At 61.3% G+C, this 12,952-nt stretch carries 17 protein-coding genes and 1 tRNA gene; 14 read left to right on the plus strand and 4 right to left on the minus strand.

The features are described 5' to 3' along the window. Positions 1 to 39 precede the first annotated feature (39 nt). The 6 genes from SINAC_RS22250 to SINAC_RS22275 all read left to right on the plus strand — a co-directional run bounded on the left by SINAC_RS22250 (position 40) and on the right by SINAC_RS22275 (position 3,686). Positions 40 to 282, plus strand: coding sequence for a hypothetical protein (locus SINAC_RS22250; protein WP_015247841.1), 243 nt, complete (start codon positions 40 to 42; stop codon positions 280 to 282). A 15-nt stretch (positions 283 to 297) separates the two neighbouring features. After that, positions 298 to 717: a hypothetical protein gene (locus tag SINAC_RS22255; protein ID WP_015247842.1), complete on the plus strand. Its 420-nt coding sequence runs from the start codon at positions 298 to 300 to the stop codon at positions 715 to 717. Positions 718 to 729: 12 nt separating this feature from the next. After that, a complete protein-coding gene (locus SINAC_RS22260) occupies positions 730 to 1,092 on the plus strand; it encodes a DUF7210 family protein (protein WP_015247843.1) in 363 nt (120 codons plus the stop codon). A 4-nt stretch (positions 1,093 to 1,096) separates the two neighbouring features. Further along, positions 1,097 to 1,324: an excisionase family DNA-binding protein gene (locus tag SINAC_RS22265; protein WP_015247844.1), complete on the plus strand. Its 228-nt coding sequence runs from the start codon at positions 1,097 to 1,099 to the stop codon at positions 1,322 to 1,324. Between the two features lie 2 nt (positions 1,325 to 1,326). Further along, positions 1,327 to 1,677, plus strand: a complete 351-nt coding sequence (locus SINAC_RS22270) for a phage tail assembly chaperone family protein, TAC (RefSeq protein ID WP_015247845.1) — start codon at positions 1,327 to 1,329, stop codon at positions 1,675 to 1,677. 92 nt (positions 1,678 to 1,769) lie between these two features. Then, complete coding sequence (locus SINAC_RS22275; protein ID WP_015247846.1) at positions 1,770 to 3,686, plus strand: phage tail tape measure protein; 1,917 nt, start codon at positions 1,770 to 1,772, stop codon at positions 3,684 to 3,686. Positions 3,687 to 4,311: 625 nt separating this feature from the next. Here the strand turns inward: SINAC_RS22275 and SINAC_RS22285 are convergent. Both SINAC_RS22285 and SINAC_RS22295 read right to left on the minus strand, forming a co-directional pair. After that, positions 4,312 to 4,623, minus strand: coding sequence for a hypothetical protein (locus SINAC_RS22285; protein WP_015247847.1), 312 nt, complete (start codon positions 4,621 to 4,623; stop codon positions 4,312 to 4,314). 622 nt (positions 4,624 to 5,245) lie between these two features. Beyond that, a complete protein-coding gene (locus SINAC_RS22295; protein WP_015247849.1) occupies positions 5,246 to 5,875 on the minus strand; it encodes a helix-turn-helix transcriptional regulator in 630 nt (209 codons plus the stop codon). Between the two features lie 151 nt (positions 5,876 to 6,026). Here SINAC_RS22295 and SINAC_RS22300 point away from each other — a divergent pair, with 151 nt between their 5' ends. The 8 genes from SINAC_RS22300 (at position 6,027) to SINAC_RS22335 (ending at position 11,002) form a co-directional block, all read left to right on the plus strand. After that, entirely contained in the window at positions 6,027 to 6,248 is a 222-nt protein-coding gene (locus SINAC_RS22300; RefSeq protein ID WP_015247850.1) for a hypothetical protein, read from the plus strand. 153 nt (positions 6,249 to 6,401) lie between these two features. Continuing rightward, entirely contained in the window at positions 6,402 to 6,623 is a 222-nt protein-coding gene (locus SINAC_RS22305) for a hypothetical protein (RefSeq protein ID WP_015247851.1), read from the plus strand. Between the two features lie 147 nt (positions 6,624 to 6,770). Beyond that, a complete protein-coding gene (locus SINAC_RS22310; RefSeq protein WP_015247852.1) occupies positions 6,771 to 7,088 on the plus strand; it encodes a hypothetical protein in 318 nt (105 codons plus the stop codon). A gap of 6 nt (positions 7,089 to 7,094) precedes the next feature. Then, positions 7,095 to 8,792, plus strand: a complete 1,698-nt coding sequence (locus SINAC_RS22315) for an AAA family ATPase (protein WP_015247853.1) — start codon at positions 7,095 to 7,097, stop codon at positions 8,790 to 8,792. Positions 8,793 to 9,023: 231 nt separating this feature from the next. After that, positions 9,024 to 9,407, plus strand: a complete 384-nt coding sequence (locus SINAC_RS22320) for a PC4/YdbC family ssDNA-binding protein (RefSeq protein ID WP_015247854.1) — start codon at positions 9,024 to 9,026, stop codon at positions 9,405 to 9,407. Continuing rightward, the gene (locus SINAC_RS22325; RefSeq protein WP_015247855.1) at positions 9,400 to 9,594 is read left to right on the plus strand and encodes a hypothetical protein; all 195 of its coding nucleotides are present in this window, start codon (positions 9,400 to 9,402) and stop codon (positions 9,592 to 9,594) included. The genes SINAC_RS22320 and SINAC_RS22325 overlap by 8 nt, the downstream gene beginning before the upstream one ends. Further along, positions 9,591 to 9,836, plus strand: a complete 246-nt coding sequence (locus SINAC_RS22330; protein ID WP_015247856.1) for a helix-turn-helix transcriptional regulator — start codon at positions 9,591 to 9,593, stop codon at positions 9,834 to 9,836. The genes SINAC_RS22325 and SINAC_RS22330 overlap by 4 nt, the downstream gene beginning before the upstream one ends. 2 nt (positions 9,837 to 9,838) lie before the next feature. Continuing rightward, on the plus strand, positions 9,839 to 11,002 hold the full coding sequence (locus tag SINAC_RS22335; RefSeq protein ID WP_015247857.1) for a tyrosine-type recombinase/integrase: 1,164 nt from the start codon (positions 9,839 to 9,841) through the stop codon (positions 11,000 to 11,002). A 144-nt stretch (positions 11,003 to 11,146) separates the two neighbouring features. On the opposite strand, the gene SINAC_RS22340 is transcribed toward SINAC_RS22335, so the two are convergent. Together SINAC_RS22340 and SINAC_RS22345 are read right to left on the minus strand one after the other, a co-directional pair. After that, positions 11,147 to 11,219, minus strand: a tRNA-Lys gene (locus tag SINAC_RS22340). A gap of 230 nt (positions 11,220 to 11,449) precedes the next feature. Beyond that, positions 11,450 to 12,772, minus strand: a complete 1,323-nt coding sequence (locus SINAC_RS22345; RefSeq protein WP_015247858.1) for a hypothetical protein — start codon at positions 12,770 to 12,772, stop codon at positions 11,450 to 11,452. Positions 12,773 to 12,952: the final 180 nt, after the last annotated feature.

The following is a 12,952-nucleotide window of genomic DNA, read 5'->3' on the forward strand; positions in this document are numbered from 1 at the left end:
CTGATCGAATCCTTTTCCCCAGCCCCGAAAGGGTGAGTCATGCAGATGGTCCAAGTGAAGCTGACCAAGCCCCACGTTCTCGTCGGCAACCGGGTCTGTGCTGAAGGCGATGTTGTCGATGTCGACCTCGAGGTAGCCATCCGGTTCGTCGAGTCGGTCGCTGGCGAGTTCGTCGACGCACGGCTGACTCAGGCCCTTCAGGTCCACAAAGACCTTCCTCGCGAGAAGAAGGCCGAAGCCGTGGCGGCTCTGGTCGACATGCTCGGCACGGCCGCCAACTGATCGGGAGGTGAGACCGTGTCGAAGCTGCGTCTGATCCTGAAAGAAAACCCCCTGGGACTGGTCTTCAACGGCCGGCTGGCCAAGCACGGGGATGTCGTCAACGTTGAGCCGGAGTTCGCCGCGGAACTGCTCGAGGCCAAGGCCGCGGTGTTGATGTCCCGAGTGAAGATCGCCCGCGACAACATCCTTGTCGGTAACCGGGTCTGCGCAGCCGGCGACCTGGTGGACGTCACAGACGAGTTCGCCAAGCGGCTTCTCGAGGGCAAGGTGGCGACCGTCGCGCCGGTCAAGATCACGGCCAAGGCCGTCACTGTCGATGGCCGGAGCTATGCCGCCGGCAAGGTGGTCGAAACCACGGCCGATCAAACCCGCGTTCTGATCACAGGCGGACTCGCGGAATACGCGGGCGAGGCGGTTTGGTCCAGTAACCAGTGAGGCTATCAAACCATGACGAAGGTTAAATTCCTCAAAGATACGAAGATCAGGGGCCAGTGGTACGAGCCCGGCCAGGTTGCCGAAATCGACGACCATGACGCGGACTTGCTTCGTAAGTCGGGCGCGGTTGAGTCCAGCCGTAGTCAGCCCGTAGCCCCCAGAGCCATGAAGCAGGTTCGCTTCCTGAGGCCAACCAAGGTGGACGGTCGGAACCATGGCGCCGGCGCGTACGTCGAGCTCGAGGAGCGCAAGGCCGAAGCGCTCCGGGCTGCAGACGTCGTCGTGTTCCCTGGCGAGTCGGGTTGGACTGGCGACCCGGGGAGCCGGAGTGGCACCAGACGTCGCGAGAAACGATCCCTCAGTGGCAAGGAGTGAGTCGATGACACCCGAGGTTGAACCCCAGAGATCACCCTACGCGACCGTCCAGGAGGCCGCCGGTTACACCCGGGTCTCGACCCGGACAATCCGCCGGGCGATCACCTCGGGACGTCTGACGGCCCACCGCGTAGGAGTCCGCGTCCTGATCCGCTACGCGGACCTCGACACGTTCGTAACCGCCGGGGGAGAGTCACCCCCGGCATCCACCCTTCTTCCTGCTCAGGAGTGACCATGTCTTTGACCAGAGATCAGATCCTCGCGTCTGACGGCCGGAAGCGCAAAAAAGTCGAGATTCCCGACCTGGGGGGTTCCGTCTTCGTTCAGTCGCGCACGGCGCGCCAGCAAGAACAGTGGGAGGCCATGTGTAGCGACAACGGGACCGATGGGGCCAAGGCGAAGAACTCCGTTCGGTCCACCGTAGCGGTCATGAGCGTGTGCGATGAGGACGGCAACCCCATGTTCACCGAGGCGGACATCCCGGCCCTGAACGATGTCTCTTGTCGGATCATGATTCAGATCTGGGATGCCGCCATGGAGGTCAATTCTCTCGTCGTCGCCGAGCCGGACGCCGCGGCGGTCTGAGTCGATTGCCTTATCGTCCATCGACCGGCCGCGACCCACCGTGGTAGGGGCCGCGGCCGTTTCATTTAGACGCAAACCGAAGCGGGGATCTCATGGCAGTCATCGGCAATATCGCGATCGGCGCGAGCGTCAACACGAAGGGGTTGGCCGCGGACCTGAAGGCGGCCGAGATGAAGCTCGGGGCCTTTGGCTCGGCAGTCAACGGGCTGGGATCCTCGCTCAAGGCCGTCGGACCGGCCCTTGCCGCCGTCGGGGCGGGGGCACTGGTATTCACGGCGCTCAAGGCCTCCGTCGGAACGGCGGTCGATCTCGAGAAGGCCATGACGGGGTTGTCCAAGGCGAGCAACGCCGAAGGAACTACCCTTGAGATCTTGAAGGGGCAACTCTACGGGCTCTCAACCGAGCTCAAGGGAGTCCCGTTGGACAACGTCCTGGCAATCGCCACAAGCCTCTCGAAGATGGGCGTGGCGAATGACCAGCTCGTCGAACAGACCCGCGGCGTGGCGATGCTGACGACCGCTCTGGACGACATCCCTGCTGAACAGGTGGCCGACCAGATCGGCAAGCTGAACGCCATCTTCAAGCTCGGCAGCAAGGGGGCGTTGCAGATCGGTTCGGCCCTGGACAAGATCGCCGACTCTGGCCTCTCCAGCGCCGATGGGATCCTCGACGTCACGTCGCGAGTCAGCGGCACGGCGAACGCCATGCACATCGGCGCGGGCGAGACGATGGCGATGGCCGCGGCTCTGCTCGACACCGGGACGTCGGCAGAGCAAGCCGGGAGCTCCATCAACAACCTGCTCATGAACATGGTCGACGTGTCCAACCACGCCGACTTTGCAAAAACCGCGGGGCTGAGCGTCGAAGACTTCAGCAAGCTCGTGGCCGGCAAGCCGATGAAAGCCGTCGAGGCGTTCCTTGGAGGCCTCGAGCGTTTGGACGCGGCGGGTCAACTCGCCGCTCTCTCGAGCGCCGGGATCACTGCCCAGGAGCGTCAGGCCGCGCTTCAGAAGATGGCCCAGCAGACCCAGAAGTTGGCCGAGTACACCGCGATGGCGGGCGATGAATTCCGGACCCTGAACCAGATCCAGCAGAGCTACGACAAGACAGCCGCCAACTCCTCGTCCGTTTTCACCCAATTCAGCAACAACCTTCAGATCGCCATGGGACACATCGGCGACGGTTTGCTTGTGCTCATCAAGCCGGTCGTGTGGTTTCTCAACAAGGCTCTCGAGGGGTTCAACGCGCTGGCCGGTTGGATCAGAGGTGGGTCAGGCGGAACAATCCCGGCAACGGTGGCTCAGTCTCCCAAGGCCGCAGCGGTCGCCATGGCCGCATCGGGCCAAGGTGATGCCAAGGCGGAAGGCTCGGCCGGGTCCGAGAGTGCGGCTGCCACGCTCAGTAAAGACGTCGCCTCGATGGAGAAGGATCTCCGGCTCCAGATCGCCACGTTCGGCAAGTCGAGTGACGAGGTCCAGATCTACAAGCTCGCTCTCGAGGGGGCCAGCGCCGCTCAACTCGCGAACGCCAAGTCACTCCTCGCCCAACTCTCAGGGATGGAGAAACAGAAGAAGGCGATGGAGGATCAGGTCGAGATCCAAAATCGAATGAAGGAAGAGGGCAAGAGTATCTGGGAGGCGACACGCACCCCGCTCGAGAAGTACACCGCCGAGGTTGAACGCCTCAAAGGACTCCTGGCCGGCGGTGCGATCGATGCCGAGACGTTCGGTCGGGCCAGCACGGCAGCAGCCGGGGAACTGATGCCGGACAAGAAGGCCGCGGGGACCGATGGGCCAACTCACGCCGCCGCTCTCACCGCCGGATCCGCCGAGGCATACAGCGCCCAACTTCGCTTCATCGCCCAGGGAAACGGCGGCAAGGATGAGTCGATCAAGGAAGTCGCGAAGGAAGCTCCCAAACAGACCGACCTATTGCGTCAGTTGCTGGCCGAGATGCGGCGGACCGCCAATGGGAAAAGCGGGATGCCTGCGGAGCTCTTCAACTTCTGACCCCAGGGGGGGAGGTCATTTGCTAGGACCCGCGCCCATCCCACCGCAGCGGGCCCTTTGCACGTTTTTGCACCACTTTTTTGGGGGGTATTACCCCCCTGGCTCAATCCCACCAGCAATCGCACGCATAAACCCGCGCCAACTTTTTCGAACCGTCTAAAAACGTGCAAAGGGCCCGCTGCGGTGGGATGGCTCGAGGTGGTAGCGATTACCCTCCCCCCCCTGGGGTGGGCGGGTCAGTCGCGGTCCGTCCCTGTGGCGCATCGATCAATGCATGGTCCGTAGCAAGACGCCGATCCTTTCGTTCGCACGCCTGAACGCCTTCCCTAATTCATCTAAATATCCATCTGATTCTTCCGCGGAATCCGCATAATCAACACATGCATACAATGTCTGAATAATCGTAATAAGCTCTTGCGTTTCTTGGTCGTCAACCCTCACGGAGAGGATAGTCGCCCGGTCCCTAGCTTCGCGAGCCTTCTGGTCCAAATCGTCACGCGATCTAAGTTTGACTTTTGCCGTTTTGACGACCTTGTCGTGCCAGCGCGCACCCTGATCCGAGGAGACCCCTTGCGACGGCGTCTCGGACCGGGCTTTTGAGCGTGGCAAGCGACTTGGCGGGGGTTCAGGCCGCGGGGGCAAGGCCGTTGAGCAGGAGTTGCCGGAATCCGGGCGTGAGCTTTTGGAACACCACGCGATCACCAGGGATCGCCAAAACCCATTCCAGCCACAACCGGCGATGGGCCGCCCGCGAGAAGGCGGGTTCGAGGGAGTCAAGAACGGTGCGGACCTGCTTGGGGAGTTGCTCGTGAATTCGTTCGAGCCTTCGCCGTGTGGCCCGCGCCTTGCGAGCCTGTCGCCGCCGGTTGGTCCGCAACCGCAAGCGAAGTTGCTTCACGGAGAGTCGCGCGCGAGTCCGATCGGTTAAACTGGTCATGGCGGCCTTCTTGTGTGCGAGGAAGGGCTCTGTGCATACCCCTCATTGCACCAGGGAGGCTCGCCACATTTGTATCCCAAAACGGCAAAAGTCAAGCTAAGGGCATCCCGCCTTCCTGATCCGGTTACGAATTCCGCGTAATTTCTCGCGTTAATCAAGCTTGCTGAATTCGATAGTTGGAAAAGGGTTTCCTGCAGGTCGACAAGGGTTTTCATCTGGAGGTCCGCCCGTTGTCGTTTGCGTTGCTCGTTGATCTCCTTGGTCTTGAGCTCGTGTTGGCTCTTCCACGACACATGTTGGCCTACTAGCAGGAAGCTGCCGCCAACCAGAGCACCGCAAAGGGTGCCGAAAAACTGGATCCAAGGATTCGACGCAGCAGATGCAGCTTGTGCTCCCCCGGGCAAGGTTGGACCGTGGAGCCAATCCAAGAACGCCGCGGAGAGGAAGCCGCTTACGAAGCACGCGAGGGCACCGGCGGCCCAGTACCTGACATAGCGAGTTCCCATAGCGAGGGGCATCCATCGGGGATTATTCGAACCGGATGCGGGGGAGGGGGTAGGCCGTGCCCACCATTGGCATGAGGCCAGCCGAAACCAGGTTTTAGGTGAGCCGAAAGGGCGGGTTACTTCTTGGGGTCGGAGGGCTTTTTGGCTTTAGGGACCTTACGCCCGCCATCAGTGATAGCCATTCGCTCAACCATAAGGTCGTTAACTTTATTGATTCGCTTGACCGCCTCGTCCTCCGTATCACCTGCCTCAGCGTTAACACCTAGCTTGGGATCCACCAAAATATAACCACGCTTTGCCGCCTCCTCGAAGATTGACGCCTCATTTCGGCTCATCCTGTCAACGGCTGCCATGGTCTCGCCCGTCGACTCAGCCTTTGCCACCTCTACGTTGGCCGCTCTGATCACCAGCGATCCAATCGCGTGATCCTCGTTCATTGTCCCCATCGACCTGAGTGTTCGGTACACCTTGAGTACAAGCTTTTCGTCGTCCGCTAGCCTAATCCCAGGAGGTGCGGACTTCTCGAATCGCTCTGGAAATATTGAGTCCCCATCGTCAGCTAACCACTCGAGCGGAACACCGAAGTGGCGGGCGATTCTCAGCCCTGCAACCAAATCAGGTTTCGTCTTTCCGCTGAACCAATTGTTGATGGTGGAGACCGATACGCCGCCAGCGATCCCCGCTAAATCGGGGCGGCTGACGCCATCTATCCGGCACAGAAGATCGAGCTTTTTGTAGAGTTCCATAACCAGCATTCTGCTCACTGATCGCAATATTGTCCATTCGCCAACAGAATTTTGCGATCCAGGCAATAAACTGTTTGACGCGACAAAAGATTGCGTTATAGTTCAAAGTGTTGGCCGAACGCGTACAAAGTTGAGGCAAGAAGGGAAAGCTATGAACGACGGACAACTCTGGAACATCCCCCGTGCCGCTCGCGCACTCGGCAAGGAGAAGAACCGGAAGCTTATCCACAAGCTCATCCTCGGCAAAGGGATCAAGCATCGCATGTGCGGCCGCGAGATTATCCTTGAACAGGAGGGTTTCGAGGAACTCAAGGTTGCAGTCGCCGAGTGGGATAGCCGGCCGATTCTCAGCAGGATGACTGCCTCTGCCTGACGGGCGAATCCTACCCCACGTACGCTTGGTATGACGCCAGACGCTTTCACGTTCTCAAGCCATGGCAGGCTGATCCGTCAAACCCGGAAAGCATGACGATGGCCAGTGGCGTTCACTGGCGAGCGTCGAAGGTGCGTACCCAGGAAACCCACGATGGCAACCGCGACGAAGACAACCCGAAGCCTCAAGGTTCTCTGTCCGTTCTGCCTGGCGGGAGAGTCGATCACCCTCGACTTGAACGACCTCCGAGCCTGCGTCTGTTCGAACTGCTCCGAGGAGTTCAGCCCGCAAGACGCCTTGGCCAAGGCGAACGAGCTGGTCGTGAAGTGGTCTCAGGTCGTGACCTGGATCGAATCAGCCCCGGTGGGGTCGTGATCCCCATCCGCGCAAGAGAGAGGGCCACCGCGACGGCAATCGCGTTGGCCCTGATGAACCTTGAAGCTTTCTCCGACTCTCCGGAGCGAATTGAAGCTGCTCGTTCCTACTCACTACTGAGACCTCGGCAGGCAGGATCCATAAACGATGGCAATGACGGCGACGAAGCGGAAGAGAAAGGCCAAGGTTGACAAGCGGCCCCCGGAAGATCCGCCCATCTTGCGCTTCGAGTACCCCCAGCCCCGGCCGGTCCAATGGTTCGTGGCCAGCCACGCGCCCCTGTGGCCGACCACAGCGATTGCACGTGTCTGGGCCAACGGTGACGAAGCTCGATGCCGTCTCTGCCCTGGACGCGAGTGCATGGCCAGTCATGGCGTCTGCCTGGTCCTGATCTCCAAGGCGGTCCCGGCTGAGGATGCCGGCCTGTTCAAGCTCGACCCGCCCCAGCCAGAAGGGGGAGACTGACGCCCTATGGTCAAAGCCCGAAGTAAATCCCGTGGCTTACCTTCTCTGTCCACGAATGGCGATCTGCCTAACGTCATCGCCATTGATGCCCCCGAACTCCGTTCGCCTCCAAGCAACGTCGAGATCGAAGCCGCGCTGCTCGGGTCGATACTCAACGACCCGGGCATCCTCCCGGCGATTGTCGATGTTCTGAAGCCGTCCGACTTCTTCCGGGCCGCCCACCAGACCGTCTATCGGATTATCCTCGAGCTTTACCGGCGAGGGGACCCCGTTGAACCACTCATCGTGGATGACGGCCTTGTCAGGTGCGGATGGAAAAAACATGACGCAACGTTTCTGACTTCTGAACTCCAGGAGAAATCAGCCCACTCTTTCAATCACGCGTTTCACACCGATACCCTCATCGAGCTATCCCGGGAACGGGACTTCGTCGAAGAGGCAACGCAGAAATTAAAGGACATCTACGGGGGTCGTTGGTCTCCTGGCAGCACACTCGAGTCGTTCATCGCTCGACTCACGGAGATCAAGGCCCGGCCGACGACAACCAACGCCGTCGCGGCGAAGCTCTTCTCACTCGACATGAAGACCTCGGATTCTTTCTTCCGCGAAGTCTTCAACGTCGAATGGTTTATCGAGGGGGTGTCAGTTAAGGGTGAGACTGGGGCGATCGGCGGTCCGTCGAAGAGTCTCAAGACCAGCCTCCTTATCGATTACGCTATATCACTCGGATCGGCTACACCCTTCCTCGGAAAGTTCCGCGTTCCAAGGCCGTTCCGGGTGGGTCTGATCTCTGGTGAGTCGGGACGTCGAGTCATCCAGGCGAACGCCAAGCAGGTCTGTATTTCGAGGGAGATCCCCCCCTCCGAAGCGGGCGTCTACTGGGGTTTCAACCTACCCCGACTGACCGACGCTCAACACCTGGCTGTGCTTCGAAAGACGATCGCCGATCACGGACTTGAATGCCTCTGTCTCGATCCGTTCTACCTGATGGTCTTGGCAGGAAGCGCCGGCGTCGACGCATCCAACATGTTCCAGATGGGGCCGATGCTCCAGGACATCGCGTCCCTTTGCCTCGATGAGGGTTGCACCCCTCTACTTGCTCACCACTTCACCAAGAAGCGAGACGACCCGTTCGCGACCCCGGCGCTCGGAGACCTCGCTTACGCTGGCATCGGCCAGTTCATGCGGCAATGGATGCTGGTGGCCCCGCGTCAGCAGTTCGACGCGGAGACCGGGAAATTCTATCTCCACTTCTGTTATGGCGGATCCGCGGGCCATTGCGGTGAGTTTGCCGTCGACATCGAGGTCGGCAAATTGGAGTCCGACTTCGACGGGCGGAAGTGGGTTGTCACGATCGCCAGCCCATCTCAGGAACGCCAAACCAAATGGCAACTTCAGGAGGAAAATCGGAGGCGAGAGGCCGAGGCGAAGCTAGCAGCTAAGGAAGCCGAAACGTCCCGCCTTGAGCGTGAGGGCATGGCTAAGGTCGTCTCGTTCCTGAAAAGGCAGGAGGGCCACCAAGGCACAGCTAACAAGATCCGGGAAGCGACCGGCTTCAACCTCGACAAGGTGAAACGGCTTCTCTTCCTGCTGGTGGACGAAGCGATCGTTTGCGAAGTCAGGACGACCGCCCCGAAAGGAAACGGGGCCACCCAAGACGTGACCGCCTATGCCCTAAACCAGGGTATGGAGGTGACCCCTTGAAGCCAACAGACGTAACAGCCGTACGCGGCGATAAACAGCCGTACTCAACAGCCGTACGCCAGTTCCGTACGGCAGCACAGCTAACAGCCGTACGCGCAGGGGTTTCCCCCTTTAGGGGGAACCCTAGCTGTACGGCTGTTGGATGGCCGTACCTTGGCGTCTACTTGAAAGATGGCAGTCGCCCCAATCAAAGCCGTACGGCTGTTCGCCGGACCGTGGGGGGGAACCGCCATGTGGCGTAATCCCAAATATGCCCAGCCTGATCAGCCCGCCGCGCCGGCCGATCAAGGCCAACGCCTCGCCACCTTCGACCGCGGCGAGGGAACCGAGCTCCGCGTCAATCTGGCCGAGTACAACGGCCACCCCTACATCAGCATCCGGGTATGGGAGCGAAACCAGGCCGGTCAGTGGTGGCCGGTCAAAGGCAAGGGTTGCTCGATCCGAATGAACGAGGCCGCCGAGCTGGCCAAGGTCCTCGACCTAGCCGCAATCCGACCGACGTACGTTCCCAAAGCCGCGCGGCCCCAAGCCCGCGAACAAAAGCCGGCCTCGGCCTACTCGACACCGACGGCAAGCGCGAAACCCTTTGACGAGTTCGGAGGTGAGCATGGTTGAGAAGCGCGTGATATGTGACAGGTGCAAAAAAGTCATTATCGATCATCACTCGATCTTGACGCTTGAGTTCAACGCCCCGTCGGATACCCGCGACGCCATGGATATCTGTTTCGACTGCACCTCCCTGCTTTTGGGTTGGATGGCCGCCGGCAACCCCGCCGCCGAACTGGAGATCAACGGACAATGAGCCTCAAAGCGAAAGCCGAAGTGAATCAGCGTGAAATCCTGGCGTTGCCCGCGGACTGCCAGACCCTCCTGTCCAAGGCCCAGGTCGCGGCCGCGCTCTCCCTCTCGGTCCGCAAGGTCGAGGAGATGATCAGCGCCGCCGAGTTCCCCAAGCCCGATCTCCGGATCACGGGCAACCTGCCTCGGTGGCGGGTCGGGACGCTAAACGCGTGGATCGACGCCCAGTCTTCCAAGAGGAACTGACGATGCCCGGAGTTTGGAAGAGGCCTTCGGACCGGGCCCGCGGCAAGGTCGGCAAGTGGACCATCTGGTGGATCGATGAGCACGGGAAGCGCAAGCGAAAAGCCGCGTTCACCGACAAGGGCAAGTCGCTCGAACTGGCTCACCATCTCGAGGCCGAGGCGCGGCGGGTCCGGGAGGGGATCGTCGACCCCGGGGACCGGTCGCGCCGCGAGGCGGCGCTCAAGCCCCTCGAAACGCACATCGTCGATTATGAATCGGCCCTGCTGGCCAAGGGGGACAAGGCAAAGCACGCGCATGACATCGCCTCTGCCATCCGGCGACTTCTGGCGAGCGCTACCGTCGACTCGATCGCGGATCTCTCCTCCGACCGGATTCAGGAGGCGCTTGGCCGGCTCAAGACGAAGCGTTCGGCGCGGACGGCAAACCACGCGCTCGGCGCGGTGAAGGCATGGTCGAAATGGCTGGTCCGGGGGAAGCGAATCAAGGAGAGCTCGGTCGATCACCTGACCCCGTACAACGCCATGGCGGACCGGAAGTATGTCCGCCGCGCGCTGACCAAGCCGGAGCTCGAGCGGTTGCTCAACGCGGCTGCCTCGGGTCCGGATGTGAAGCTCTCGCGCAAGGGGTATCCGCTGGTCGTGATCTCCGGGCCCTCGCGAGCGATGCTCTATCGGCTGGCGATGGCGACCGGCTTCCGGGCCAATGAGCTCCGGTCCCTGACTCCCGAGTCCTTCGATCTGGGGGAGCAACCGACGATCACGGTCCAGGCGACCATCTCCAAGCGCGGTCAGCTCGACGTCCAGCCGATTACGAAGGACATGGCCGAGGTGTTCAAGCCCTGGCTTGCGACCCTCGAGCCCGGCAAGCCGGTCCTACCCGTTCCCGAGAAGACGGCCAAGCTGCTCCGCTTCGACCTGGCCGCCGCGGGGATCCCGGTCGGGGATGCGAAGAAGGATATTCTCGACTTTCACTCGCTACGTCACAGCTACATCACGCATCTCATCATGGCTGGAGTCAATCCGAAGATCGTCCAGACCTTGGCGCGACACTCGACGATCACTCTGACCTTGGACCGCTACACCCATCTCGAAGACGGAGACACGCGGGCTGCACTTGAGGGGGTGGATGCTCCCAAGCCCCCTGCGGAAAAGTCGGACGCCGGTTAGTTCGCCATGGGGCGCACAGGATTCGTTCGGTCTCGCACCTGTGTGGGTTTGTTCGCATGGACGGGTGTCACCCGTCCCACATTTCACCCTTCCGAACTGCTTAGCACGCGAGCAGTTGCGCTGTTATGCGCGGTTGCTCGCCAGTGCCTCCCGTAGGACTCGAACCTACAACCCGCTGATTAAGAGTCAGCTGCTCTACCAATTGAGCTAGGAAGGCGGCCTTCGTTGCTGGCCGTGAGGATGATTATGCCAGAGGGCCCCCGTGATATCAAGCCCCTACTGGCGGACTTTCTCAAACACGATCGACGGGCGGTCGAGATGGTCGGATTGAGCGGAATGCAAGCTTAATAAGGTTGTTTGCGGGCCGTCGATGGACAGGCTGAGCCGGGAACGGGACGGCGAAAGGCGGGGACTCCGGTAGAGGCCCCGCCTTGGGGTTGGCTTGCCTCAGGCAGGGCCGAGGTTGTAGAGGTCGCGCGGGGTGTCGTGGAGGATCTGGTGGAGGAGGGCTGGGAGGTCGGTTTCCTCGTAATAGCCCGACGTGACCAGGTGGGAGAGGGACGCGGCGACTGCTTTCTTGACGACTTGCAGCTTGCCGTAGGTCCATTCGACGTACGAGGCGTCGGAGAGGAAGCCGCCGACCTTTGTCATCGGGGCCATCTGCACCCGCATCCCGAAAATCTTTTCGATCGTGGCCGGGAAGAAGTTGTGTCCCCAGTAGCCCGATGCGTAAACGTTGGGGAACTGCCGGGCCAGGATGGCCGTCTCGTGGGTCAGGACGTCGGAGGCCATCAGCAGGTCGAACCGGGCGTTGCCGAAGTGGTGGAACGCGCGGGCCATCTCGCTCGTCCAACTCTCCTGGAACCGCGGGATGCTCTTGCCGTCGCCGATGAAGGACTCGGCACCCACCGTAACCTGAAGCGCTCGCTGATGGTCGTGGTGCCAGCCGAGGACTTGCCAGGTGACGAACCGAACGAGAATGTCGATGTCCTGATCGGACAGACTGCCGTTGGTCGCGGCCTGGGTCAGCACCCGGTGCGTCTGGATCTCGTCCGGAGGGAGGAACCGTTGCCCGATTGGGAGGTCTGTGCTTGCGAATCGGACCGGGCCGGTGATGGTCCGGTCGAGCCAGTCGCGGAGCAGACGCGACAATGCTTCGGTGGTCGCGGGGCGTTCGCCCAGGAGTTGGACGAGGACTTCGTAGTACTCACCCTTGGTGGTACGGCCGGTGAAGAAGGGGGCGAGGTCGGTGGCGGCCCCGGGGCTGAACAGGTAGTGGGCGTCGAGCTTGAACAGGACGTTGGCCGGGTTCTTGGCCGGGTCTTTGCTCCGGTTCCCGAGGCTGGTGACGACCGTCTCGATGTGGCAGCGCTCGCCCAGCACCGTGGGGGCCCAGGTGGGGTCTTGCCCGGTCTTGGCCACTGCGTCGAAGAGGTCGCGGTAGTTCGACTCGGTCAGGTCCGGATCGAAGAAGTCGAAGAGGTCGCGGAAGATCCGGTAGAGGCACCAGGAGGTTGCCGTGTTGCGCATCTTGCGCAGGTAGGGGATCGTGCGGCGAACCCGTTCGTCGGCGGGGAGGTCGGAGGAGAAGTCGGCGGCCGGCATTCCGACGGCGCGGAGTTCGGTCTGGACCCCGTGGTCGCTCATCAAGCTCGCCAGGTCGGGCGCATTGGGCTGGTCGCAGCGGATGTGGGTGTGTGGGTCGATGATCGGCGTGTCGGCGATCATCCGTTCAATGCGCTGGGCCAGGCTGGGCTCGCTCGTAAACATCGTTGGCTCGAAGGGGTCAGTGCTCGGTCGTTGAGGAGTAGGCGATTCGGTTCGAACGGCTCATCATGAAGCCCGTGCGGAGCACTGTCAATGCGAGCGTTAAAGGAGTGGAAGCCGCGCTGGGGCAATTTTCAGGCAATAGGCTCGGCGGGGGGTGTTGGATATAATTGAGAATCGGTT

It is taken from the genome of Singulisphaera acidiphila DSM 18658 (assembly GCF_000242455.2).
Classification (GTDB): domain Bacteria; phylum Planctomycetota; class Planctomycetia; order Isosphaerales; family Isosphaeraceae; genus Singulisphaera; species Singulisphaera acidiphila.